22 protein-coding genes are annotated in these 22,929 nt (G+C 72.3%); 11 read left to right on the top strand and 11 right to left on the bottom strand.

From position 1 onward, the window contains the following. The first annotated feature begins 163 nt into the window (after window positions 1–163). The 3 genes from HUO13_RS21425 (at window position 164) to HUO13_RS21415 (ending at window position 3,537) form a co-directional block, all read left to right on the top strand. Window positions 164–1,132, top strand: coding sequence for a S1C family serine protease (locus HUO13_RS21425; protein ID WP_211896899.1), 969 nt, complete (start codon window positions 164–166; stop codon window positions 1,130–1,132). A gap of 50 nt (window positions 1,133–1,182) precedes the next feature. After that, window positions 1,183–1,953: an ABC transporter permease gene (locus HUO13_RS21420; protein ID WP_211896898.1), complete on the top strand. Its 771-nt coding sequence runs from the start codon at window positions 1,183–1,185 to the stop codon at window positions 1,951–1,953. A gap of 246 nt (window positions 1,954–2,199) precedes the next feature. Continuing rightward, complete coding sequence (locus HUO13_RS21415; protein WP_211896897.1) at window positions 2,200–3,537, top strand: amidase; 1,338 nt, start codon at window positions 2,200–2,202, stop codon at window positions 3,535–3,537. A 34-nt stretch (window positions 3,538–3,571) separates the two neighbouring features. Here HUO13_RS21415 and HUO13_RS21410 read toward each other — a convergent pair whose 3' ends face one another. Next, window positions 3,572–4,663 (bottom strand): tartrate dehydrogenase, encoded by a 1,092-nt coding sequence (locus HUO13_RS21410; protein WP_211896896.1) that lies wholly within the window; start codon window positions 4,661–4,663, stop codon window positions 3,572–3,574. 131 nt (window positions 4,664–4,794) lie between these two features. Between HUO13_RS21410 and HUO13_RS21405 the strand changes: the two genes are divergently transcribed. Both HUO13_RS21405 and HUO13_RS21400 read left to right on the top strand, forming a co-directional pair. Then, window positions 4,795–5,784, top strand: coding sequence for a PHP domain-containing protein (locus tag HUO13_RS21405; RefSeq protein WP_211896895.1), 990 nt, complete (start codon window positions 4,795–4,797; stop codon window positions 5,782–5,784). Between the two features lie 52 nt (window positions 5,785–5,836). After that, entirely contained in the window at window positions 5,837–6,322 is a 486-nt protein-coding gene (locus HUO13_RS21400; RefSeq protein WP_249123920.1) for a MarR family winged helix-turn-helix transcriptional regulator, read from the top strand. Window positions 6,323–6,409: 87 nt separating this feature from the next. On the opposite strand, the gene HUO13_RS21395 is transcribed toward HUO13_RS21400, so the two are convergent. Beyond that, complete coding sequence (locus HUO13_RS21395) at window positions 6,410–8,302, bottom strand: ABC transporter ATP-binding protein (RefSeq protein WP_211896894.1); 1,893 nt, start codon at window positions 8,300–8,302, stop codon at window positions 6,410–6,412. Window positions 8,303–8,700: 398 nt separating this feature from the next. Here HUO13_RS21395 and HUO13_RS21390 point away from each other — a divergent pair, with 398 nt between their 5' ends. Genes HUO13_RS21390 through HUO13_RS21380 form a run of 3 tightly spaced genes read left to right on the top strand, consistent with a single transcriptional unit; the run spans window position 8,701 to window position 11,469 of the window. Beyond that, the gene (locus tag HUO13_RS21390) at window positions 8,701–9,396 is read left to right on the top strand and encodes a GOLPH3/VPS74 family protein (RefSeq protein WP_211896893.1); all 696 of its coding nucleotides are present in this window, start codon (window positions 8,701–8,703) and stop codon (window positions 9,394–9,396) included. A gap of 26 nt (window positions 9,397–9,422) precedes the next feature. After that, window positions 9,423–10,901, top strand: a complete 1,479-nt coding sequence (locus HUO13_RS21385) for an APC family permease (protein WP_211896892.1) — start codon at window positions 9,423–9,425, stop codon at window positions 10,899–10,901. Beyond that, window positions 10,891–11,469 (top strand): GNAT family N-acetyltransferase, encoded by a 579-nt coding sequence (locus HUO13_RS21380; protein WP_211896891.1) that lies wholly within the window; start codon window positions 10,891–10,893, stop codon window positions 11,467–11,469. The genes HUO13_RS21385 and HUO13_RS21380 overlap by 11 nt, the downstream gene beginning before the upstream one ends. A 200-nt stretch (window positions 11,470–11,669) precedes the next feature. On the opposite strand, the gene HUO13_RS21375 is transcribed toward HUO13_RS21380, so the two are convergent. Then, on the bottom strand, window positions 11,670–11,900 hold the full coding sequence (locus HUO13_RS21375; protein ID WP_211896890.1) for a hypothetical protein: 231 nt from the start codon (window positions 11,898–11,900) through the stop codon (window positions 11,670–11,672). A gap of 245 nt (window positions 11,901–12,145) precedes the next feature. Here HUO13_RS21375 and HUO13_RS21370 point away from each other — a divergent pair, with 245 nt between their 5' ends. Continuing rightward, the gene (locus HUO13_RS21370) at window positions 12,146–13,189 is read left to right on the top strand and encodes a DUF3616 domain-containing protein (protein WP_211896889.1); all 1,044 of its coding nucleotides are present in this window, start codon (window positions 12,146–12,148) and stop codon (window positions 13,187–13,189) included. A 7-nt stretch (window positions 13,190–13,196) separates the two neighbouring features. Here HUO13_RS21370 and HUO13_RS21365 read toward each other — a convergent pair whose 3' ends face one another. From HUO13_RS21365 to HUO13_RS21350, 4 genes are all read right to left on the bottom strand, one after another. Continuing rightward, window positions 13,197–14,390, bottom strand: a complete 1,194-nt coding sequence (locus tag HUO13_RS21365) for an acyl-CoA dehydrogenase family protein (protein WP_211896888.1) — start codon at window positions 14,388–14,390, stop codon at window positions 13,197–13,199. Between the two features lie 88 nt (window positions 14,391–14,478). After that, entirely contained in the window at window positions 14,479–15,105 is a 627-nt protein-coding gene (locus tag HUO13_RS21360; RefSeq protein ID WP_211896887.1) for a LutC/YkgG family protein, read from the bottom strand. Continuing rightward, window positions 15,102–16,532, bottom strand: a complete 1,431-nt coding sequence (locus HUO13_RS21355) for a LutB/LldF family L-lactate oxidation iron-sulfur protein (protein WP_211903032.1) — start codon at window positions 16,530–16,532, stop codon at window positions 15,102–15,104. Before HUO13_RS21355 ends, HUO13_RS21360 begins: the two co-directional genes overlap by 4 nt. A 14-nt stretch (window positions 16,533–16,546) precedes the next feature. Further along, entirely contained in the window at window positions 16,547–17,287 is a 741-nt protein-coding gene (locus tag HUO13_RS21350; RefSeq protein ID WP_211896886.1) for a (Fe-S)-binding protein, read from the bottom strand. A gap of 116 nt (window positions 17,288–17,403) precedes the next feature. On the opposite strand from HUO13_RS21350, the gene HUO13_RS21345 reads away from it, so the two are divergent. After that, window positions 17,404–18,633: an RNA-guided endonuclease InsQ/TnpB family protein gene (locus tag HUO13_RS21345; RefSeq protein ID WP_282974047.1), complete on the top strand. Its 1,230-nt coding sequence runs from the start codon at window positions 17,404–17,406 to the stop codon at window positions 18,631–18,633. Between the two features lie 224 nt (window positions 18,634–18,857). Continuing rightward, entirely contained in the window at window positions 18,858–19,622 is a 765-nt protein-coding gene (locus tag HUO13_RS21340) for a FadR/GntR family transcriptional regulator (protein WP_211896885.1), read from the top strand. Window positions 19,623–19,631: 9 nt separating this feature from the next. Here HUO13_RS21340 and HUO13_RS21335 read toward each other — a convergent pair whose 3' ends face one another. The 4 genes from HUO13_RS21335 to pcaB are packed head-to-tail and all read right to left on the bottom strand — an operon-like array spanning window position 19,632 to window position 22,926. Beyond that, window positions 19,632–20,435 (bottom strand): IclR family transcriptional regulator, encoded by an 804-nt coding sequence (locus HUO13_RS21335; RefSeq protein WP_211896884.1) that lies wholly within the window; start codon window positions 20,433–20,435, stop codon window positions 19,632–19,634. Window positions 20,436–20,465: 30 nt separating this feature from the next. Next, the gene (pcaC, locus tag HUO13_RS21330; RefSeq protein WP_211896883.1) at window positions 20,466–20,852 is read right to left on the bottom strand and encodes a 4-carboxymuconolactone decarboxylase; all 387 of its coding nucleotides are present in this window, start codon (window positions 20,850–20,852) and stop codon (window positions 20,466–20,468) included. Beyond that, window positions 20,852–21,613: a 3-oxoadipate enol-lactonase gene (gene pcaD / locus HUO13_RS21325; protein ID WP_211896882.1), complete on the bottom strand. Its 762-nt coding sequence runs from the start codon at window positions 21,611–21,613 to the stop codon at window positions 20,852–20,854. The genes pcaC and pcaD overlap by 1 nt, the downstream gene beginning before the upstream one ends. Beyond that, complete coding sequence (gene pcaB / locus HUO13_RS21320; protein WP_211896881.1) at window positions 21,610–22,926, bottom strand: 3-carboxy-cis,cis-muconate cycloisomerase; 1,317 nt, start codon at window positions 22,924–22,926, stop codon at window positions 21,610–21,612. Before pcaB ends, pcaD begins: the two co-directional genes overlap by 4 nt. Window positions 22,927–22,929 lie beyond the last annotated feature (3 nt).

Raw genomic sequence — 22,929 nt, 5'->3', positions numbered from 1 at the left:
GCGGATGTGGTCGCAGTGGCGCCAGGGGCACCGGACCGCCCGTCATGTGGGACGCGCCGCGGTGCGAGAGCGCCCCGCCGGTCCGGGCATCGGGGCCGGGAATGCGGCGGGGACGGCCGGTGTTGCGCAGTCACCAGCATCGCTCCCGTGACCGGAGGCCGCGATGACCACCGCATCAGGACGTCCTTCCGAGCCCTTCGACGGCGAGGCCCTCGACGCCTACTCGCGCACCGTGACGGCGGTGGCGTCGGCCATCACGCCGAAGGTCGCGAGCCTGCACGTGCCGGGCGAGCGCGGCGACGGCAGCGGGTCGGCGGTCGTGTTCACCTCCGACGGGTTCCTGCTCACCAACGCCCACGTCGTGGGCGGGGCCCGGCGCGGCACGGCCGCTTTCGCCGACGGCACCACCGCGCCCTTCGCGGTCACCGGCTCCGACCCGCTGTCGGACCTGGCGGTCGTGCGGGCCGAAGGCGCCACGCCCGGACCGGTGCGGCTGGGCGACAGCGACGAACTGGTGGTCGGCCAGCTGGTGGTGGCGGTGGGCAACCCGCTCGGGCTCGCCGGCTCGGTGACCGCCGGAGTGGTGAGCGGCCTCGGCCGGTCGCTGCCGGCCCGCAGCGGCCACGCGGCGCGCATCATCGAGGACGTCATCCAGACCGACGCCGCGCTCAACCCCGGCAACTCCGGCGGCGCGCTGGCCGACTCGCGCGGCGTCGTCGTGGGGATCAACACCGCCGTCGCCGGCGTGGGGCTCGGACTGGCGATCCCCGTCAACTCCACGACCCGGCGCATCATCGACTCGCTGGTGAGCTTCGGCCGAGTCCGCCGAGCCTTCCTGGGGCTGGTGACCACGCCCGCCCCGCTGCCGGAGGATCTGGCCGCACGGACAGGTCAGCGCACCGGGCTGCGGGTGGTCGACGTGGTGCGCCAGAGCCCGGCGGCCCGCGCCGGACTGCACCCCGGCGACCTCGTGCTCACCGCGGGCGGGCGACCGGTGCGCGACGCGCAGGGCCTGCAACGCCTGATGTTCGCCGAGGCCATCGGCAAGCCGCTGCAGATCACGGTGACCCGCAACGGCGCGCTCGTCGACGTCATCACCGAGCCGACCGAGCTGCTCGACACGTCGGCCTGAGCGAACGCTCGGCAGGTCGGCCCGGGCGCCGACGACGTAAGGTCGGCCGGGTGTCGTCGGGTTCGATTCCGATCACCCCGGCCCTGGGGGTGGTCGTCGCCGTCCTGCTGGTCGCCGCCGCCGCGGTGGTCGGGCTCGGCGGGATCGGGCACTACCGGCCGATCCTGGTCGCGGGCGTGCGCGGTGCCGTCCAGCTGCTCGCGGTCGCCCTCGTCATCGCCTACATCGTCGGCTTCGGCGCGCTGGTCGGCCTGTTCATCTTCGTGATGTTCGCGGTGGCCACCCGCACCGCGGGCCGCCGCATCACCCTCGACCGGACCTGGTGGTGGACGGCCCTGCCGATCGCCGCCGGGGTGGCGCCGGTGGTGGCGCTGCTGCTGGTCAGCGCGGCGGTGCCGACGACCGGCCTGGTGCTGATCCCGCTGGTCGGCCAGCTGATCGGCGGGGCGCTCACCGCCACGGCTCTGGCCGGGAGGCGGCTGCTCGACGAGCTGTCGCAGCGCAAGGGCGAGGTGGAGGCCGCGCTGGCGCTGGGCATGACCGAGCGGGACGCGCGCATGGAGGTGGCCCGTCCCGTCGCGGGCTCGGCGCTCGTCCCCGCGCTGGACCAGACCCGGACGGTCGGCACCGTCACCCTCCCGGGCGCCTTCGTGGGCATGATGCTCGGCGGGGCAGGACCGGTCGAGGCTGGTCTGGTGCAGCTCTTCGTGCTGGTGGGACTGCTCGCGGTGGAGTCGGTGGCCATCGTCGTGGTGCTGGAGATCGTCGCCAGGGGCCTGCTCACCCGATCGACCGAGCCCGCCCGCCGCAGGCGGCGCTGAAGCCGGCCGGTCGCGCTCGACCACCGGCGCGGAGTCACCACGGTTGTGGTGACTCCGCGGCCGGCCTGCGCGTTCCGGTTCGACGAGGTGGTCGTGCTCGTCGTCGTGGTGGGCTGGTCGCCGGTATGGCCACCGCGCCGCTGGTCCTCCGGAGGAGGGACGGAGTCCACCCACCGGAACGTTGACGGATGAACGACCCGCGGCGGATGATCCTGTCTTTCACCGCTCCCGGGGAAAGGGGTTCGGGTGTCATCTCGGAATACGCCTGAGCGGGGCTACTTCGCCGGACAGGACCTCCAGGGCCTGGCCGACCGGCTCCGCACGGGCGCGGTCACGTCCGCGGAGCTCACCGCGCACGCGCTTGACGCCGTCCGCGGCCTCGACCAGGAGATCAACGCGTTCGTGTCCGTGGACGCCGAAGGCGCGCTGGAGTCGGCGCGCAAGGCCGACGCGGAGCTCGCGGCGGGTGACGACCTGGGGCCGCTGCACGGGATTCCGGTTGCCGTGAAGGACGTCATCGAGACCGCCGGGATGCGCACGACGATGGGCTCGGCGCACTTCGCCGACCACGTGTCCACAGCGGACGCCGAGTGCGTGCGCCGGCTCCGCGCCGGTGGAGCGGTGATCGTCGGCAAGACCACCACGCACGAGTTCGCCTACGGGCCGACCGGCGACCGCGCGGCAGGCGGTGCGTCGCGCAACCCGCACGACCCCGCCGCGATGTCGGGTGGCTCGAGCGGGGGCAGCGCCGCCGCCGTGGCCGCCGGGATGGTCCCGCTCGCGATCGGCACCGACACCGGCGGCTCGGTGCGCATCCCGGCGGCGCTGTGCGGTGTCGCCGGTTTCAAACCCGCCTACGGCGCCGTCCCGGCCGACGGGGTGTTCCCGCTCTCGCGTTCGCTGGACCACGTCGGCGTCATCGCCGGGACGCCCCGGGACTGCCGCACCGCCTACCGCGTCCTCGCCGGTCTGCGCGCCGGGTCGCCGCGGTCCACGGGCGGGCCCGCGACGGTGGGCTGGATCGCTCCCGGGTCGCTGTTCGAGACCGACCGCGAGGTCGAGGAGCTCGCCCGCGCGGCGCTGTCCGGCCGGACGGTGCAGGAGGTCGAGCTCGGCGACGCGGCCGGGCTTCGCCGGACCTACAACGGAATCCAGGATGCCGAGGCCTACGCCGTGCACGCCGAGCGGGTGGCCGACGCGCCCGAGCTGTTCACCCCGGAGGTCCTCGAACGCCTCCGCGCCGCGGCGCGGACACCCGGTTGGCGCCACGTCCGGGCGTTCGAGGAACGGCAGCGGTGGCGCGCGGAGGTCGCGCACCTGCTGTCGCGCCACGACCTGCTCGCGCTGCCCACGACCCCCTTCACCGCACCCGCGATCGGGCAGCGCGAGATCGAGGTCAACGGCCGCGAGGTCGAGGTCCGATGGGGACTGCTCTCGCTCACCAGTCCCTGGAACATCGCCGGAGTCCCCGCGCTGACCGTGCCGGTGGGCACCTCGCGGGGACTGCCGGCCGGGCTCCAGCTCGTCTGCCGGCCCGGCGACGAGGACCTGCTTTTCGCCTTCGCCGCCCGGATCGCCGGCTGAGGCGGTGGGTGCCCGCGGGCACCCACCGCGCGCCTCACACCGCGGCGGCCACCGCCTTGCCGAGGTCCTCGGTGGACGCGGTCCCGCCCAGGTCCGGCGTGCGCGGAGCCGAGTCGTCGGAGAGCACCGACTCGATGGCGGCGACGACGTCGGCGCCCGCCTCGGCCTCGCCGAGGTGGTCCAGCATCAGCGCGGCCGACCAGATCTGGCCGATCGGGTTGGCGATGCCCTTGCCCGCGATGTCCGGCGCCGAGCCGTGCACCGGCTCGAACGTCGACGGGTGCACGCGCTCCGGGTTGATGTTGCCCGAGGGCGCCACGCCGATCGTCCCGGTCACCCCGGGGCCGAGGTCGGACAGGATGTCCCCGAAGAGGTTGCTGGCCACGACCACGTCGAACCGCTCGGGCGACATGACGAACCGCGCGCACAGGATGTCGATGTGGTCCTGGTCCACCCGCACGTCGGGGTACTCGGCCGCGATCGCCGCGAAGCGCTCGTCCCAGTAGGGCATCGAGTAGTAGATGCCGTTGGACTTGGTGGCCGAGGTGACGTGCGGCTTGCCCAGCCTGCGAGCCAGCTCGAAGGCGTAGCGCAGGATCCGGTCGGTCCCGCGCCGGGTGAAGGCGGCGGTCTGCAGGACCATCTCGTTCTCGGTGCCCTCGCCCTGGCGCCCGCCGAGCTGGGAGTACTCGCCCTCGGTGTTCTCGCGCACCACCCAGAAGTCGATGTCGCCCGGCGCCTTGTCCCGCACCGGCGGCGTCACGCCCGGCAGCAGACGCACCGGCCGCAGGTTGACGTACTGGTCGAACGCCCGGCGGATCGGCAGCAGCAGCCCCCACAGCGAGATGTGGTCGGGCACGCCTGGCCAGCCGACCGCCCCGAGCAGGATCGAGTCGTGCTCGCGCAGCCGGTCGAGGCCGTCCTCGGGCATCATCCGGCCGGTGGTCTTGTAGGTCTCGCAGTTCCAGTCGAAATGCCGGTACCGGAACCTGATCCCGTGCTTGGCGCCGACCGCGTCGAGCACCCGCAGCGCCTCCGGCATGACCTCGTTGCCGATCCCGTCACCGGGCAGGATCGCCAGCTCGTGCGTCTGACCGGTCCGGTGGGTCGTTCCCTCTTCCCGCAACTGCCACCTCGCGTCTAGTGGTTCTACCTTTCGTTCGCCATCTAACGCCCGAAGGGCGGGCGCGGCCAAGACCGCTGGGAGCTCGAAATCGCCGGGGTGCGTCGCGGGCTGGCAGGCGTTACCAAGGACGGATGGATCCGGTGCGGGCGTTGCGGGAGGTCGCGTTCTGGCTGGAGCGCGGCGGGGAGCCGACCTACCGGGTGCGTGCGTTCCGCCGCGCGGCCGAGGCGGTGGCCTCGGCGCAAGACGTCGGCGACCGCGTCGAGTCGGGACGGCTGACCGACCTGCCCGGCGTCGGCAAGACCACGGCCAAGGTCGTCGAACAGGCCCACCACGGCGACGTGCCCGACTACCTGCGGCGGCTCCGCTCGGAGGCCGAACGGCCGGAGGAGGGACGGGAGCTGCGCGCGGCCCTGCGCGGCGACTGCCACACCCACTCCGACTGGTCCGACGGCGGCAGCCCGATCGAGGAGATGGCCGAGACCGCGCGCGACCTCGGTCACGAGTGGATGGTGCTCACCGACCACTCGCCGCGGCTGACCGTGGCCAACGGGCTCTCCGCCGAGCGGCTGCGGCGGCAGCTGGAGGTGGTGGCCGAGGTCAACGACCGGATGGCGCCGTTCCGGATCCTCACCGGGATCGAGGTCGACATCCTCGACGACGGCTCGCTGGACCAGGAGGAGGCGCTGCTCGCCGAGCTTGACGTGGTGGTGGCCAGCGTGCACTCCAAGCTCCGGATGGACTCGGCCGCGATGACCCGGCGGATGTGCGCCGCGGTGCGCAACCCGCACGTCGACGTCCTCGGGCACTGCACCGGACGGCGGGTGGTGGGAAGGCCGCGCCCGCAGTCGGAGTTCGATGCCGACGAGGTCTTCCGCGCCTGCCGCGACCACGGGACGGCGGTCGAGATCAACTCCAGGCCCGACCGGCTCGACCCGCCCCGGCCGTTGCTGCGCCGGGCGCTGGAGCTGGGCTGCGTGTTCAGCATCGACTCCGACGGCCACGCCCCGGGCCAGCTGGACTGGCTGCACCTGGGGTGTGCGAGGGCGCAGGAGTGCGAGGTCCCGGCGGACCGCGTGATCAACACGCGCGGCGCCGGCGAACTGCTGAGCTGGAAGTGACGCGGAAGCGGACGCGACCGCTGGTAGGACCATTCCCGGTAAGCTCGCCGTCGTGGACGAGCCCCGGTGGTTGAGCGACGAGCAGCAGCGCGCGTGGCGCAAGTTCGCGGCCCTGATGACGGTGGTGCCCGCCGGGCTGGACGCGCAGTTGCAGCGCGACTCCGACCTGACCCACTTCGGCTACTGGGTTTTGGCCATGCTGTCGGAGGACCCGGACCGCGCACTGCGCATGAGCCACCTCGCCGCGCAGGCCAACGCCTCGCCGTCACGGGTGTCGCACGTCGTGTCGAAGCTGGAGGCTCGCGGCTGGGTCCGCCGCCACCGGGCCGCGGCCGACGGCAGGGGCAACGTCGCCGAACTGACCGAAGCCGGCTACCGGAAGGTCCGGGAGGCCGCTCCCGGCCACGTCGAGCAGGTCCGCTCGATGATCTTCGACGGGCTCGACGAGGACCAGGTGCGCCGGCTCGACGAGATCTGCGGCGCGGTGCTGGCGCACCTGGACCCCGATGGCCGCCTGTGCACGCAGGTCGGCCGCTGAGTGCTTCGCACTCACCTCGCGTAGTGGCGTGGGTGGAACCCAGGCGCCCTCTGGCACCGGGATCTTTTTTCGCGTAGCGCCCCGGGGTCAGGCGGTCAGCAGGTCGTCGTCGCGGTCACCGGGGCCGCCCTGAGCGAACTGCGTGCGGTACAGCTCGGCGTAGAGCCCGCCGCGCGTCAGCAGCTCCTCGTGCGTGCCGTCCTCGGCGATGCGGCCCGCGGAGACGACCAGGATCCGGTCGGCCTCCCGGATGGTCGACAGCCGGTGGGCGATCACCAGCGCGGTCCGCCCGGACAGCGCCGTGCGCAGCGCCTTCTGCACGGCGGCCTCGGACTCGGAGTCCAGGTGCGCGGTCGCCTCGTCGAGCACCACGATCGGCGGCGCCTTGAGCAGCAGGCGGGCGATCGCCAGCCGCTGCTTCTCCCCGCCGGAGAGCCGGTAGCCGCGGTCGCCGACGACGGTGTCCAGCCCGTCCGGCAGGGCCTCCACCAGGTGCTGGAGCTGCGCGGTGCGCAGGGCCTCCAGCAGTTCGGCGTCGGTGGCGCCGGGCCGGGCGAAGGTGAGGTTGGCGCGGATCGTGTCGTGGAACAGGTGCGGGTCCTGGGTGACCACGCCGACGGTGGAGTACAGCGACGCCAGCCGGACGTCGCGGACGTCGGTGCCGCCGATGCGCACCGCACCCGAGTCGGCGTCGTAGAGCCGGCCCGCCAGGTGCGTGATCGTCGTCTTGCCCGCTCCCGATGGCCCGACGAGCGCGATCGTCTGGCCGGGCTCGGCGCGGAAGGAGATGTCGTGCAGCACCTCGTGGGCCGGGGCGTTGTCGTTGTGAGCCACCGACTCCAGCGACGCCAGCGACACCTCGCTGGCGGCGGGGTAGCGGAAGGAGACCCCGTCGAACTCGACGTCGGCGGCGCCGGCGGGCAGGTCCCTGGCACCGGGCTTCTCCTCGATCATCGGCCGCAGGTCCAGCACCTCGAAGACGCGGTCGAAGCTGACCAGCGCGGTCATCACGTCGACGTGCACATTGGACAGCGCGGTCAGCGGTCCGTAGAGGCGGTTGAGCAGCGCCGCCAGCGCGACCAGGGTGCCGAGCTGGAAGACCCCGGCCAGCACCAGGCCGCCGCCCAGGCCGTAGACGATCGCCGTGGCCAGCGCGGCCAGCAGGGTCAGCGCGACGAAGAACACCCGGCTGTACATCGCCGAGACCACCCCGAGGTCGCGGACCCGGCCTGCGCGCTCGGTGAACCGGCCCGACTCCTCGTCGGCCCTGCCGTAGAGCTTGGTCAGCATCGCGCCCGCGACCCCGAAGCGCTCGGTCATCAGCGAGCTCAGCTCGGAGTTGACCTTCATCTGCTCGCGGGTGACCCGCTGCAGCCTGCGGCCGATCCAGCGCACCGGCAGCAGGAACAGCGGCAGCAGCACCAGCGCGACCAGCGTGATCTGCCAGGACAGCGTGAACATCGTGGCCAGCACCAGCACCAGGCTCAGCACGTTGGAGACCACCGAGGACAGCGTGCTGGTGAGAGCGCGCTGCGCGCCGATGACGTCGTTGTTGAGCCTGCTGACCAGCGAACCGGTCTGGGCGCGGACGAAGAAGGCCACCGGCATCCGCTGGACGTGGTCGAAGACCTGCGCGCGCAGGTCGTAGATCAGGCCCTCGCCGAGCTTGGACGAGTACCAGCGCTGCAGCAGCGACAGCGCAGCCTCGGCCAGCGCCACACCGGCCACCGCGAGCGACAGCCACACCACGACCGGCAGGTTCCTGGCCTGGATGCCGTTGTCGATGATGGCCTTGAACAGCAGGGGAGTGACGATCCCCAGCACCGCCGCGACCGCGACGGTGACCAGGAACGGCACGATGTCGCGCACGTACGGGCGGGCGTAGCCGAGGATGCGGCGGGCGGTGCCGGGTGCCAGCCGCTGGCGGGTCACCGAGTCGTCGCTGGCGAATGAGCGCATGGTCTCCCAGCTCACGGTCATGGTCGCGGTCCTTCCGGGCAGGAACGTGGTGGTGGCACCGATCCTCGAACTTCACGTTAGCTCGAAGTCAAGGCGGCGGGTCCGGTACCGCGGGTGCGCGGCGGTGGTGACGGCGACCACTCCGGCCCATCACTTTGAGTGAGAATCATCGTTCATTCAACCAAGCCGGGGACGCCCGGTGTAGCGAGCGTCCCATCGGGAGGACCTTGAAATAGCCTGATCATGCGTTACTGTGTGCGCATACTCGGACACGTTTCGGGGCTTGGGAAAGGTGCGGGCCCGGGCGTGCGCTGTCCGTCCCGGTCACGGGACGGGAGGGAAACGGCTGGGGTGTGCATGCCGCCGAAGGGCTCGACGGTGGGGAGTGGACGGACGGTACCCGCGGGAGGTGCCCGGCGATGAACGACACGCCGGAGTCCACCGGGATTCCGCTCCGGCTCGCCGACAGGATCTTCCTCGCCGCCCACGCCGGTGAACAACGACTGTCCACCCGCGTCGACCCCGGGCTGCTCGCGCTCGGCTGCGCCGGCGGCCTGCTGGGCGAGCTCATCCTCGACGAGGAGATCACCGTCACCCCGACCGTGCGCGCCAGCGGTCTCGGGCGCTGCCCGGACTACCTGTCCTGGGTGGTGCTGCGGGAGATCCGGGAAGAAGGCGGCCACGACCTGCGGACCTGGCTGGAGTACCTGGCGCAGACCGCCACGCAGAAGGTGCGCGCGCGGCTGACGATCATCGACGTGCTGCACGAGGTCCCGGTGTCGGCAGGCTGGCGCGGCAGCCCGGCCAGCGCGTGGCGGTTGGCCTCGACCGCTCCGCTGGCGCCCGCCGAGGACCTGGAACGCCTGTTCACCGAACCTGATCCGGCCAACGGGCGCAACGGCATGATCACCGAGCCGGAGACGCTGGTCGGGATCACCTTCGCGCTGCTGGCCAGGGAGACCGGCGTGGTGCGGCAGCTGCTGGCACGCCAGGTCGCGCGCCAGGGCGAGCACCGCATGGAGTCGTGGGAGCCGCGCATACCGGGACCGCTGCGCACGGTCGTCAACGAGGTGGCCGCCGCGCGGGAGCAGTCGGCCATGACGCCGAAGTACTGACGAAAGAGCGGAAGGGGTGGGTGGCCTTGCCACCGTCCAAAGTGTCCACTTCGCTGGCCAGCGCCAGGCTCGGCGTGACGTCGATCGTGTTCTTCACGGTCGCGGCCGCCGCGCCGGAGACCGTGGTCGGCGGTGGCGCGGTCAGCGGCTTCGCGGTCAGCGGGATCAGCGGCATCCCGATCGGCTACCTGGCCATCGCGGTGGTGCTCGGGCTGTTCGCGGTCGGCTACGTCACCATGGCGCGCCACGTCGAGAACGCGGGCGCGTTCTACGCCTACATCGCCAAGGGCCTGGGCAAGGTCTGCGGTACCGCGGCGGGTGGTCTCGCCCTGGTCTCCTACAACGTCCTGGAGGTCAGCCTCGTCGGCGGATTCGGCGTCGGTGCCTCGGACTTCGTGCGCCAGCTCAGCGGTGCCGACATCCCGTGGTGGCTGTTCGCCGGGGCGGGCGTGCTGGCCATCGGCGTCCTGGGCGTGTTGCGGATCGACGTCAACGGCAAGGTGCTCGGCGTCCTGCTCGCCGCGGAGATCGCCGTGATCGTGCTGTTCGACGTGGCCTTCGTGTCCTCGCCCTCGCCGCAGGGCATAGTGCTCACCACGCTGAACCCGGCGCATCTGGCCACCGGGGCGGCCGGGGTGATCCTGGTGATCGCCTTCACCGGCTTCATCGGCTTCGAGAACTCCACGGTGCTCGCCGAGGAGGCGCGCAACCCGCGCACGGTCGTCTACGCCACCTACATCTCGCTGGCGCTCATCGGCGGGCTCTACAGCGTGTCGACCTGGGCGATGACGGTGGCGACCGGGCCCTCGCAGATCGTGGACCAGGCCAGGACGCACTCCACCGAGCTGATGTTCGTGCTGGCGGGCGAGCGCCTGCCGGGCCTGCTGGTCACCATCGGCTCGGCCCTCTACGTCACCAGCCTGTTCGCGGGCATGCTGTCGTTCCACCACGTGTGCGCCCGGTACTTCTTCGCGCTCGGCCGCGAGGGCGTCGGGCCGCGGGTGTGGGGCACCACCAGCGCCCGCACCGGCGCCCCGGTACCGGGTTCGCTGTCGCAGACCGCGGTGTCGGCGGTCGTCGTGCTCGGGGTGGTCGTCACCGGGCTCGACCCGATCACCCACCTGTTCTACTGGTGCGCCTCCATCGGCGCGCTCGGCGTCCTGGTGCTGGTCACCTTCACCTCGGTTGCGGTGGTCGGCTACTTCCTGCGCGCGGAGCCGAACGCGCACGGCCGGTGGAAGACGCTGGTCGCGCCCTCCGTGGCGGCGGTCGCGCTGGGCGCGGTCCTGGTGCTGACCTTGCTGTCGTTCGGCACGGTGCTCGGCGTCGAGGAGGGCGACCCGGTGGCGTGGGCGCTGCCGCTGGCCTACCTGGTCGTCGTCGTGGCCGGGCTCGGCTGGGGGCTGGTGCTCAGGCGCAACCGGCCCGACGCCTACGCGCGGATCGGGATGGGCGCGCGGTCGGCGACCGTCCGCGTGGAGAAGGAACCCGTCGATGTCCGGTGAGGAGGTCGACGACGCCCGGTTGCGCACCCTGCTGCGGGCGTTCGGCGACGACGGGATAGCCCGGTGGCTGCTGCCCGACCCCGCTTCCCGGCCCGCCCTCTACCGCGAATGGTTCGGGATGGTCCTGGAGCACGCCGAGCGCGAGGGCTCGGTGCTGACCGGCGAGGACGGCGACGCGGTGCAGGTCTGGCTCTCCGCGCTGCATGGGCCGGCGGAGATGCTGGACGAGGCGGGCGGCAGGCGGCTGCTGGAGATCGCGGGTGCGGCCGCGCCGCGCTTCCGCGAGTTCGGCGAGCTGACCTCGGCGAACCACCCCGACGAGCCGCACCAGTACCTCGCGCTCATCGCCGTCGACCCGGCCGTGCAGGCGTCGGGGATCGGCACCCGCGAGCTGACCGCGGCGCTGCGGCGCTGGGACGCCGAGGGCGTGGCGACCTACCTGGAGGCCAGCACGCCCCGCAGCCGCAGGCTGTACGCGCGGCTGGGCTTCCGCGACCGGGGCGCGCCAATCGAGCTGCCCGGTGGCCCGTCGCTGTATCCGATGTGGCGGGAGCCGAACCCGGCCTGAGCGCCCGTCCTCGAACTCGTCTTGCGCAGCGGTCCCGGCGACGGGGCTGGTCCAGGCGGCCGCGCCGCTTCGGAGATCAACGGCATGTGCTCCGGCGAGCGCCGCGTGCCCGCCGGAGCCCCGAACTCCGCGCCGATGTGGCGTGCCGCCCGTTCTGGAGGCCGGGCAACACGTCACATCGACCCGTCGCGCGTCTGGTCCTAGTCGGTCTCGGTGCCTACGAAGCCGAACTCCCAGACACCGTCGGACGCGCTGCGCCTGCGCTCGTAGGCCAGCAGCGGAGCGTGCTGGTCCGCGGCGCCCGGGGAGCCGTGCGCACGGCGTGCGGGGAGGGTGACCCGCGGAACCGGCATCCCGGAGGCATCGGCGGCCACGCTGATCTCCCGCCCGTCCTCTGGACCGCCGCGCAGGCGTACGCGGACATCTCCCACCGGAACTCCCTTCCTTGGAACGAGCAACGACAACACGTTCCGACTTCCGGCGCCGCCGGTTCGTTCCGGCTGTCACTTGATCGTGTGGCGCCATGCTCCCAGAAAGTCGATCAACGCTCCAGAAACCGTTCGAGTGCCTTGCCCGGTTCCATTGTGGAGCACGGCCTACCAGCGAGTACGTAGTGTTCGGCTCCGTCGTCGCCGTTCTGCCTGCCGGGCGGCGAAGCTGCTGGTAGAAATCGGGGATGAGCGTCGAACGAACGGTGGCCCTGCGGTTCGCGCCCGGCGCGGTCGAGGCCGGCACGCACGTGAATCTCTCCGCGGTCCGCACCGACGGAGAGCACCTCTGGATCGCCGGTGACGAGACCGCGACCGTCGAGCGGCTGACCTGCGACTCTCCACAGCGGCCGGTGGTCTATACCGATCACGTGGAGTTCTCGCTGGCCGACGTCGTGGCGCTGCCCGGCGAGGCCGACGAGGAGGTCGACGTCGAGGGCCTCGCGCTCAACGGCCCGTACCTGTGGGCGGTCGGCTCGCACAGCCGCAGGCGCAAGCGGGTCAAATCGAACCATTCCGACCGCAAGGCCGCCAAGCGCCTGGCGGCGGTCACCGACGAACCCAGCCGCCGCGTGCTGGCACGCATCGCGCTGTCCGACCACGTGCCCGCCGGGACCACGCCGGAAGGCCACCGCAGCGCCGCGCTCAGCGGGCCCGGACTGGTCGACCTGCTCGACGAGGACGAGCACCTGGCCCCGTTCCTGGCGATCCCGGGCAAGGACAACGGGCTCGACGTCGAGGGCATCGCGGTGGCCGGCGACCCCGGCGCGGAGCGGGTCTTCCTCGGGCTGCGCGGCCCGGTGCTGCGCGGATGGGCGGTGGTGCTGCAGGTCGCGCCCAGGGAGGACGGCGACGAACTCCGGCTGGCGCCCGTCGAGGGCAAGCAGCGCTACCTCAAGCACTTCCTGGACCTCGACGGCCTGGGAATCCGCGACCTGTGCCCGCAGGGCGACGACCTGCTGGTGCTCGCCGGCCCCTCGATGGACCTCGACGGCCCGGTCCGCGTCTACCGCTGGCCGGGCGCGGCACGCATCGAGGCGCCCGACGTAGTTCGCCGGGACGAACTGCGCCGCGAGATCGACCTGCCCTACGGGGAGGGCGACGACCACGCCGAGGGGATCGCCCTGCTGCCCAGCGGTGAGCTGCTGGTCGTCTACGACAGCCCGGCGCGGTCGCGGCTGACGGAGCCGGGAACGGTGCTCGCGGACGTGGTCGCGCCGGGCGGCCGTTGACACCTGTTCAGATCAGCTCGGTGATGTTGGGGCGCACCCCGAGCATGGCGCGGCCGAACAGCTCCGGGTTTCCCAGCGTGCTCGCGATGGCGTGCCTGCTGCCGGTGTGGATGTCGCGCAGCAGGCCCTGCAGCGGGTTGGAGTCGGCCATCGCCGACGCGCCGTAGGCCGAGACCAGCAGGTCCACCGCCTCCCGGCACTGCTGCACGGCGTGGCTGGCGTGCTGGCGGATCCGGGCGCGCTCGACGTAGGAGGGGTAGGTGCCCGCCCGGGCGTGGGAATCCACTGTGGATGCGCATTGGTAGGCGATCATGCGAGCGACGTCGGCCCGGGTGGCGGCCTCGGCGACGGCCATCTGGAAGGCCGTCGAGTCGGTCATGCGCTCGTAGTTGGTGAACGAGATGCCGCGGCGGCCCGACTCGCCGACCACGTAGTCCAGCGCCGCGGTGGCCATGCCCACGAACGGTGCGATCAGGTGCGTGCTGAGCGTGGGCACCAGCGCCGCCCGGTAGCGGACGTTCTCCTCGTCCTCGCGGGCGTACCTGCCCTCGATGGCAGGCCCGACCGGCAGGATGCGGTGGTCGGGGACGAAGAGGTCCTCGCCGACCAGCAGGTTGCTGCCGGTGGCGCGCATGCCGAGGGTGAACCAGGTGTCCTTGATGGTCAGCTCCCGCATCGGCACCAGCCCGTAGGCGCTGCCCGCGGGCCTGCCGTCGTGCTCGGGCAGCCGGATCCCGAGCATCGCCCACTGGGCGTGCAGGCATCCCGACGCCGGCCCCCAACGCCCGCCCGCGACCCAGCCGCCGTCGACGCGGCGCGCGGTGGAGTGCGGGGTGAGGACCTGGCACACCCGGGTGTCGGGGTCGTCGCCGAAGACGTCGTGCTGGGCACGCTGCGGGAACAGGCCCGTGAGCCAGTCGCCGCAGCTCAGGATCATCACCAGCCACGCCGCCGACGGGTCGGCGGTGGCCAGCGCCGTGGTCGAGTCGACGATCGTGCGCAGGTCGTACTCCAGGCCGCCGAACCGGCGCGGGACCCAGGCCCGGAACAGGCCGGCGTCGGTGAGGGCCCGCAGCGCCTCGTCGGCGAGCCTGCGCTGCCGGTCGCCGGCCGCCCGGTGCTCGGCGAGCACGGAACGCACGGCGTCCGCGCGTTGCAGCGCCTCGTCAGCACCGCGTCTTCGACCATCGGCGTCGGACATGTCGTCCCCCTCCACGGGTGTGTGTACTTCGATCAGTACACACCCACAAGGCTGACGGGTGACAATCGGCCGGGCGAGCGGCAGTCCACTATGGAGTGACCAGGACGTGCAGGGTCCGCGGACCGTGCACTCCCTCGACGCGGTCGAGCTCGATGTCGCTGGTCGCCGACGGGCCGCTGATGAACGTCAGCGGCCGTGCGGGGTCCAGGTCGGCCAGCGCGCTGGGCACGTCGTCGGCGATCCGGGATTCCTCCACCACGCAGAGGTGGACGTCGGGCACCAGCGTCGCGGCTCTGCGGCCCTGGCCGGGACGGTGGTCGAGCACGATCGTGCCTGTGGAGGCGATGCCCGCGGTCGCGGTGGTGACCACGGCGTCGACGCGGTCCAGCCCGGCGGTGCCCATGGCGGTGCCGTCCTCCACTTCGAACTCTCCGCTGAGCTGGCTCGGCCACTGCTCGGGCACGCCGGCCGGAACGAGCAGGCGGCGTGCCGAGTGCTGCCGGGCCGCCGCGGCGATCGCGTCCACCACCTCCGGACCCGCCACCCGCTGCACGGTCGCCCTGTACTCGGCGACGCGCTCGCAGAACAGCGCGACCACGTCGGCGGTCGGCCGCTCAGCGGCATAAGCGCGCGGGACGGCCTCCAGGGATTGCCGGTCCGCGTGCGCCAGGGCGGTGCGGACCCTGCCGAGAACGACCTCGCGTGCGGAACTCATGACTGCTTGCCTCCTCGGGTGCGCTCCCACCAGGCGCGGAAGGACTCGCGCGCGGGCGCGGGTGCGTCGCGGGCGTCGGTCCAGCGCGACAGCGGGGCCGGGAGCCGCCCGATGCTCCCGCGCCGGCCGATGAAGCGCCTGCTCCAGGACGCGACCCGCTGGACGGCGGCCAGCCTCCTGGCATCGCCCAGCACCCAGCCCGCCAGTCCCATCAGCAGGTCGAGCGGCCTGGACCGGGCGCCGTGGTGCTCTTCGACCACGCGGGTGCGCAGGTGCACCAGCAGGTCCGGGATGTCGATGGCGACCGGGCAGACGTCGTAGCAGGCGCCGCACAGCGAGGAGGCGTAGGGCAGCGCCTGGTCGACGGGGGACGCGGTGCCGCGAAGCTGGGGGGCGAGCACCGCCCCGATCGGTCCGGGGTAGACCGAGCCGTAGGCGTGGCCGCCGGTGCGCTCGTACACCGGGCACACGTTCAGGCAGGCGGAGCAGCGGATGCAGCGCAGCGCCTGCCGCCCGACCTCGTCGGCCAGGGCGTTCGTCCGCCCGTTGTCGAGCAGCACCACGTGGAAGGACTGCGGCCCGTCGCCCGGGGTCACGCCCGTCCAGGTCGAGGTGTAGGGGTTCATCCGCTCCCCGGTGCTCGACCGGGGCAGCAGTTGCAGGAACACCTCCAGGTCCCGCCAGCTCGGTACGAGCTTCTCGATCCCGACCACGCTGATCAGCGTCTCGGGCAGCGTCAGGCACATCCGGCCGTTGCCTTCGGACTCCACCACCACGAGGGTGCCGGTGTCGGCGACGGCGAAGTTCGCGCCCGAGACCGCGACCTTGGCCCGCAGGAACTTCTCCCGCAGGTGGCGGCGCGCGGCGTCGGCGAGCCGGGCAGGCTCGTCGGTGAGGTCGTCGGGCGCGGGCACCCCGACCGCGCCCATCTCGCGGCGGAAGATCTCGCGGACCTCGGCGCGGTTGCGGTGGATGGCGGGGACCAGGATGTGGCTGGGGGCGTCGTGCCCGAGCTGCACGATCAGCTCGGCGAGGTCGGTCTCCCACGCCGAGATCCCGGCATCGGCCAGCGCCTCGTTGAGCTCGATCTCCTGCGTGGCCATGGACTTGACCTTGACCACCTCGCGCTCGCCGGTGGCCCGGACCAGGTCGACGACGATCCGGTTGGCCTCCTCGGCGTCGCGCGCCCAGTGCACGACGCCGCCCGCGGCGGTGACGGCGGCCTCGAAGCGCTCCAGGTAGGTGTCCAGGTGCGACAGGGTGTGGGCCTTGATCGCCGCGCCCGCCTCGCGCAGCTCGGCCCAGTCGTCGAGCTCGCCGACGACCGACGCGCGCTTGCGGCGGATCGTCGCGGTCGCCCCGGCCAGGTTGTGCCGGAGCTGGGAGTCGTCGACCGCCCGCTTGGCCGCCTCCGGGAACGGCGGCATGCCGAGGAAGGTGCTCACGCTCGGTCTCCTTCGGTCGAGGCCAGGATCTCGGCAAGGTGCACGACCCGGATGCCCGAACGCTGCCGGGACAGCAGGCCGCCGATGTGCATCAGGCACGAGCTGTCGCCCGCGCAGAGCACCTCCGCGCCGGTCTCCCGCACGTGCCGGGCCTTGTCCGCGCCCATCGCGACCGACACGTCCGGGTTCTTGAGCGCGAACGTGCCGCCGAACCCGCAGCACTGCTCGGCCTGCGGCAGCTCGACCAGGTCCAGGGCGCGCACCTCGCGCAGGAGTCGCAGTGGGCGGTCTCCGACGCGCAGGAGCCGGGCGGAGTGGCAGGTGGGGTGGTAGGTGACCCGGTGCGGGAAGTACGCGCCGACGTCGGTGGTGCCGAGCACCGAGACCAGGAACTCCGACAGCTCGTGCACGCGCGGGGCGAGCCCGCGCACCGCGCGCGAGAGCCGGGAGTCGCCGGAGCTGTCGGCGACCGCCGCGTGCTGGTGGCGGACCGACCCGACGCACGAGCCCGACGGCGCCACCACCGCGTCGTAGTCGGCGAACGCGTCGACGAAGGTGCGCACGGAGGAGACGGCCTGGCGCCGGTAACCGGTGTTGGTGTGCATCTGCCCGCAGCAGGTCTGCGCGGCGGGGAACTCGACCTCGCACCCGAGCCGTTCCAGCAGCCGCACGGTCGCCTTCGGTGCTTCCGGGAACACGGTGTCGCCCAGACACGTCGCGAACAGGGCAACCCTCATCTGAAATCCAATCGGCGGATGCCCCGGCCTTCAGGTCGGGGAGGAGCCGATCCCGAGTGCTGCTCGGTGAACACCCGAGATCGGCACTTACAAACTGACTTGCAAACATGTGAGGCATGGCTAGGACGCTGGTGAAGCGGGCGTACAAGTACCGCTTCTATCCGACCGGTGCGCAGCGGCGGGAGTTGCTGCGTACGTTCGGTTGTGTCCGCAAGGTCTACAACCTCGCCCTGGATGCCAGGACCCGCGCGTGGTTCGCCGAGCAACGCCGGGTGAACTACACCGAGACCTCGGCGATGCTCACCGCGTGGAAGAAGTCCGACGATCTGGCGTTTTTGTCCGAGGTGTCGTCGGTGCCGTTGCAGCAGACGTTGCGGCATCTGCAGGGTGCGTTCACGGCGTTTTTCGACAAGCGCGCGAAGTACCCGCGTTTCAAGTCCCGCAAGAAGTCGCGCCAATCGGCGGAGTACACCAGGTCCGCGTTCAAGTACCGCGATGGGCAACTCACGCTGGCGAAGATGGCCGAACCTGTCGACATCGTGTGGTCGCGCCCCCTGCCGGAGGGTTCGGAGCCGTCCACGGTGACCGTGTCGCGAGACGCGGCTGACCGGTGGTTCGTGTCCCTGCTGGTGGAAACGGCGGTGGAACAGCACACTCCGACCGACACCGCCGTGGGTGTGGACGCGGGCATCACCTCGCTGGTGACGCTGTCGACCGGCGCGAAGGTCACCAACCCGAAGCACTCTGACCGGGAACGAGCTCGCCTCGCAAAGGCGCAGCGGGAACTTGCTCGTAAGGAGAAGGGCAGCAACAACCGGGCCAAGGCCCGTCTCAAGGTCGCCCGGATTCAAGCGAAGATCGCTGACCGGCGGCGGGACCATCTGCACAAGGTCACCACTGGACTCGTCCGTGACAACCAAACGGTCGTGATCGAAGACCTTCAGGTGCGCAACATGCTCCGCAACGGCAGTTTGTCGCGGGCCATCTCCGACGCCGCGTGGTCGGAGTTGCGGACCATGCTGGAGTACAAGGCCGCCTGGTACGGGCGGGAACTGGTCGTGATCGACCGGTGGTTTCCCTCCAGCAAGACGTGTTCGGCGTGCGGCAGGCTGGCCCGGTCGATGCCGCTGCACCTCCGGGAATGGACGTGTGCCGGTTGCGGCACCCGGCATGACCGGGACGTCAACGCCGCGAAGAGCATTCTGGCCGCCGGGCTGGCGGTGTCGGCCTGTGGAGCCGGTGTAAGACCTCAACGGGAGACCTCCCGGACGGGGCAGTCGGCGGTGAAGCAGGAACTTTCCGGCGCGAGCCGGAAGGGAATCCCCGCCCTTCAGGGCAGGGAGTAGTCAATGCGGCATCACTCCTGCGTGCGTGCGTGTGCGTGTGCGGGAGCCGGACCAGTGCAGGCCCGGAACCGTTTGCCGGCGTCGAACCGCCACCGGCCGGAACCACTACCGGCACTGTGGCCGGTGCGGCGCGAGCATGCTCGGCCGCCGACCAATCTATGGTCAGACCACAGCAAGGACGTACTGTAGAGACCGATGGAGCCGATGTGAACCCTGGGGGGTCGATGGCGGGACAGGACGACCCGGCGCGCGATGACGCGGCGGGCTGGCGGCCGGTCGCGCGGGCGCGCACCTACGAGCTGGTCATCGACCGGGTCGAGGAGCAGATCCGCACCGGCGCGCTGCGCGTCGGCGACCGGTTGCCCGCCGAGCGGGACCTGGCGGGCATGCTCGGTGTCAGCCGGGCCGCGGTGCGCGAGGCGCTGCGCGCGCTGGAGGCGCAGGGCGTGCTGCGCATGTCGGTGGGCACCGGACCGGACTCGGGCACGATCGTGGCCGCGATGCCGAGCCAGGCGCTCACCCGGTTCCTGCGCCTGCACGTCGCGCTGGCCAACTTCCCGATGCGAAACGTCGTCGAGGCCCGCGTGATGCTCGAGCGCGAGAGCGCGCGCAACGCCGCGCTCCGCGCCGGGCCCGAAGACCTGGCGGAGCTGGCGGAGCTGCTCGACGCGATGGACGAGGCCGGCTCGGACCGGGAGCGCTTCAACGAGCTGGACACCGCCTTCCACGTGGCGATCGCCGAGGCCGGTGGCAACCGCCTGGTCGCCGACATGACGATCGCCATCCGCGAGTCGATGCGCGCGCCGCTGCTGCGGGCGTTCGTCGAGCTGGGCGAGTCGTGGCCGTCGGTCGCCGACAGCCTGCGCGACGACCACCGCGCGATCCACCAGGCGTTGCGCGACCGCGACGAGGCGCTGGCCGAGCGGCGGATGGTCGAGCACATCCGGGGCTTCTACGCCCGGGTTCCCGGCACCGCCGGCTTCGGCTGACCGGACCGCTCAGCGCGCGAGCGGGCTCGCCCCGGAAGGCGCCATCCGCAGGTCGGCCCCTATGCGGGCGGCGGTCTCCAGCAGCGGCGGGAGGAACACCTGCCGGGCGTGGGTGTCGCTGGTGCGCGCGGCGTGCGAGGAGACGTTGATCGCGGCCACGACACGGTCGCCCCTGCCCCGGATCGGTGCGGCGATCGAGCGCAAGCCTGCCTCGAGTTCCTGGTCGACCAGCGACCACCCCTGAGCCCGGATGCGTTCGAGCTCGCGGCGCAGCCCGGCGGGGGTGGTGATGGTGTGCGGCGCGAGCTGCTCGAGCTGGACCTGGTCGAAGTAGGCGTCGAGCTCCTCCTCGGGCAGGTGGGCCAGCATCACCCGGCCCATCGAGGTCGCGTAGGCGGGGAACCGGGTGCCGATGTTGATCGACACCGTCATGATCCGCGAGGTCGGCACGCGGGCGACGTAGACGATGTCGGTGCCGTCGAGCACCGACACCGACGCCGACTCGTGCACCTCGGCGACCAGCCGCTCCAGGTAGGGCTGGGCGATCTCGGGCAGGGAGACGCTCGAGAGGTAGGCGAAGCCGAGCTCGAGCACCCGGGGGGTGAGCCCGAAGACCCGCCCGTCGGTCCAGACGTAGCCCAGGTGCACCAGCGTGTGCAGGAACCGCCGGGCGGCGGCCCGCGAGAGGCCGGTCGCGCGGGCGACCTCGCTGAGCGACATCTGCGGGTGCGACTCGTTGAACGCGCGGATCACCAGCAGTCCGCGCGCGAGCGACTGCACGTAGCCGGTGGTCGGCTCGGTGGTCTCGTCCAACGTCGTCTCCTCGCGGTGCTCGTCGACCGGTCAGCTCCCGGTCTCCTCCCGCACGATCGTATTGGCGATCGCGAAGGCACGGTTCGCGCGGGGCACCCCGGCGTAGACCGCGACGTGCATCAGCGTCTCGCGGATCTGCTCCGGGCTCACCCCGTTTCGGCGCGCGGCGCGCACGTGCATCGCGAACTCCTCCTCGCAGCCGGTGGCGGCCAGGACGGCGAGCGTCAGCATGCTGCGCGTGGGCCGGTCGACGCCGTCGCCGCTCCACAGCTCACCCCAGGCGTAGTGGGTGATGAACTCCTGGAACGGGGCGGTGAACTCGGTGGTGCCCTCGACGGCCCGGTCCACGTGGGCGTCCCCGAGGACCTCCCGGCGCACCCGCATACCGCGGGCGTGGCGGTCGGCGTCCCGCGGCATCAGCTGCTCCTCGTGAAGTGGTCCAGCAGGAGGTCGTTGACCAGCTCCGGCTGCTCGGCGTTGGCCAGGTGGGCCGCGTCGTCGAGCACTTCCAGCCTGGCACCCGGGACCGCCGCCGCGATGCGCTCGGCGTGCGGCGGGGGAGTGGCCGGGTCGTCGCGACCCGCGATGACCAGCGTCGGAGCCGTGATCCCGGGCAGCCCCGCGAGCAGGTCCATGGACGCGATGGCTTCACAGCAACCCGCGTAGCCCTCGTCGTCGCAGTCGCCGAGCATCCCGCCGAACTTGGCGGCGACGTCCGGCCGCTCGGCGAGGGCGGGGGTGAACCACCTGGGCAAGGACGCTTCCACCACGGCTGTGGTGCCCTGTTCGCGCACCAGCGCGGCCCGGTCGCGCCAGTTCTGCCGCGGGCCCAGCTCGGCGGAGGTGCAGATCAGCGCCAGCGCCGCGATCCGGTCCGCGGCGTGCTCGGCCAGCCACATGCCGGTCATGCCGCCGATCGAGACCCCGGCGAAGTGCGCCCGCTCGATGCCGAGGTGATCCAGCAGCTCGAGCACGTCACCGGCGAGGTCGCGCAGGTCGTACGGACCGGGTTTGGCGGGTGTCCCGCCGTGTCCGCGCTGGTCGTAACGCAGCACGCGGAAGTGCCGCGCCAGCGCGGGTACCTGCTGGTCCCACAGCGCGAGGTCGGTGCCGATCGAGTTGGACAGCACGACCACGTCGGCGTCCTCGGGTCCGGTCAGCTGGTGGTGGACGGTCAACACTCCTCCTGTTCGGCGAGGGCGCGGTCCACGAACGCGGTGGCCGAGCCGAGGTAGGCCGACGGGTCGGTGGCTCCGAGCACGTCGTCGCGCGAGAGCACCTCCCGCACGCGGGGGTCTTCGAGCAGTTCGTCGCGCAGGGTGGTTCCGCGCTCGACGGACTGGCGGCACAGTCGTCCGACGAGGTCCTGCGCGTCGTTGCGGCCCAGCGACGGCGTGAGCGCGGCGGCCGCGCTCTCGGCCATCACCAGGCCGCGGGTGAGCTCGACGTTGGCCGCCATGCGGTCTGCGTCCACACGCAGGTCCGACAGCAGGTGCCGGGTCCGCGACGCCGCCGACGCGACGAGCCCGAGCAGCTCGGTGAGCGGTTCCCACTCCGCCTGCCAGGCCCCGGCGGCCCGTTCGTACTCCTGCGGCATGGCCGACAGCAGCGAGGACACCAGGCCCGGCACCCGCTCGGTGGCCGCCGAGACGAGCACCGCGTCGACCGGGTTGCGCTTGTGCGGCATCGCCGAGGACCCGCCGGGCGCACCCTCGGCCAGCTCGCCGACCTCGGTCTGGGCGTGCAGCTTCACGTCGAGCGCGATCTTGCCCAGCACGCCCGCCACGGTGCCCAGCGCGCCGGCGAGCTCGCCGACGCGGGTGCGGTCGGTGTGCCACGGCACGACCGGCTCGGCCAGACCAAGCTCACCCGCCAGCAGCCCGAGTACCTTCGGGCCGTCGGCACCGAGCGAGGCGAGGGTTCCCGCCGCCCCGCCGAACTGCACGGCGAGGCGCTCCCGGCGCACCCGTTCGACCGCGGCCGTCGCCTCGCGCACCGCGGTCAGCCAGGTCGCGCAGCGGCAGCCGAAGGTCGTGGGCAGCGCCTGCTGGAGCAGCGACCGCGCGATCATCACGGTCCGCCGGTGCTCGCGGGCCAGCCGCTCGCACTGCCGCGCGACCTCGTGCAGGTCGGCGACGACCGTTTCCAGGGCGCGGCGCACCACCAGCATCGCGGCGGTGTCGACGACGTCCTGGCTGGTCGCTCCCCGGTGCACGTGCGCGGCGGCCGACGGCCCGACCAGCTCGGTCAGGTCGCGGACCAGGGCGATGACCGGTGTCGCCGAGGAGGCCGCGCGGCGGGCGATCGAGTCGGCGTCGAACAGCTCGGCCCGGCAGTGCCGGGCGATCTCGCGGGCGGCCTCGGCGGGCACGGTCCCTGCCGATGCCTGCGCGGCGGCCAGCGCGGCCTCGAAGTCCAGCATGGCCTGCAGCCAGGCGGTGCGGTCGGTCGCCGCGGTGACTTCCGGCGTGCTGAACATCGGACCGAACAAGGA

The organism is Saccharopolyspora erythraea (assembly GCF_018141105.1).
In the GTDB taxonomy this organism is placed as follows: domain Bacteria; phylum Actinomycetota; class Actinomycetes; order Mycobacteriales; family Pseudonocardiaceae; genus Saccharopolyspora_D; species Saccharopolyspora_D erythraea_A.
Note: the sequence above shows the minus strand (reverse complement) of the source record. Positions and strands in the feature narration are given on the sequence as shown.

What these genes read in the sequence shown, in the direction of transcription:
- HUO13_RS21425 (WP_211896899.1), top strand. Translation starts at nt 164, where the DNA reads ATGACCACCGCATCAGGACGTCCTTCCGAGCCCTTCGACGGCGAGGCC.
- HUO13_RS21405 (WP_211896895.1), top strand. Translation starts at nt 4,795, where the DNA reads ATGGATCCGGTGCGGGCGTTGCGGGAGGTCGCGTTCTGGCTGGAGCGC.
- HUO13_RS21395 (WP_211896894.1), bottom strand. Translation starts at nt 8,302, where the DNA reads ATGACCGTGAGCTGGGAGACCATGCGCTCATTCGCCAGCGACGACTCG.
- HUO13_RS21390 (WP_211896893.1), top strand. Translation starts at nt 8,701, where the DNA reads ATGAACGACACGCCGGAGTCCACCGGGATTCCGCTCCGGCTCGCCGAC.
- HUO13_RS21380 (WP_211896891.1), top strand. Translation starts at nt 10,891, where the DNA reads ATGTCCGGTGAGGAGGTCGACGACGCCCGGTTGCGCACCCTGCTGCGG.
- HUO13_RS21370 (WP_211896889.1), top strand. Translation starts at nt 12,146, where the DNA reads ATGAGCGTCGAACGAACGGTGGCCCTGCGGTTCGCGCCCGGCGCGGTC.
- HUO13_RS21365 (WP_211896888.1), bottom strand. Translation starts at nt 14,390, where the DNA reads ATGTCCGACGCCGATGGTCGAAGACGCGGTGCTGACGAGGCGCTGCAA.
- HUO13_RS21360 (WP_211896887.1), bottom strand. Translation starts at nt 15,105, where the DNA reads ATGAGTTCCGCACGCGAGGTCGTTCTCGGCAGGGTCCGCACCGCCCTG.
- HUO13_RS21355 (WP_211903032.1), bottom strand. Translation starts at nt 16,532, where the DNA reads ATGCCGCCGTTCCCGGAGGCGGCCAAGCGGGCGGTCGACGACTCCCAG.
- HUO13_RS21350 (WP_211896886.1), bottom strand. Translation starts at nt 17,287, where the DNA reads ATGAGGGTTGCCCTGTTCGCGACGTGTCTGGGCGACACCGTGTTCCCG.
- HUO13_RS21345 (WP_282974047.1), top strand. Translation starts at nt 17,404, where the DNA reads ATGGCTAGGACGCTGGTGAAGCGGGCGTACAAGTACCGCTTCTATCCG.
- HUO13_RS21340 (WP_211896885.1), top strand. Translation starts at nt 18,858, where the DNA reads ATGGCGGGACAGGACGACCCGGCGCGCGATGACGCGGCGGGCTGGCGG.
- pcaC (WP_211896883.1), bottom strand. Translation starts at nt 20,852, where the DNA reads ATGCCGCGGGACGCCGACCGCCACGCCCGCGGTATGCGGGTGCGCCGG.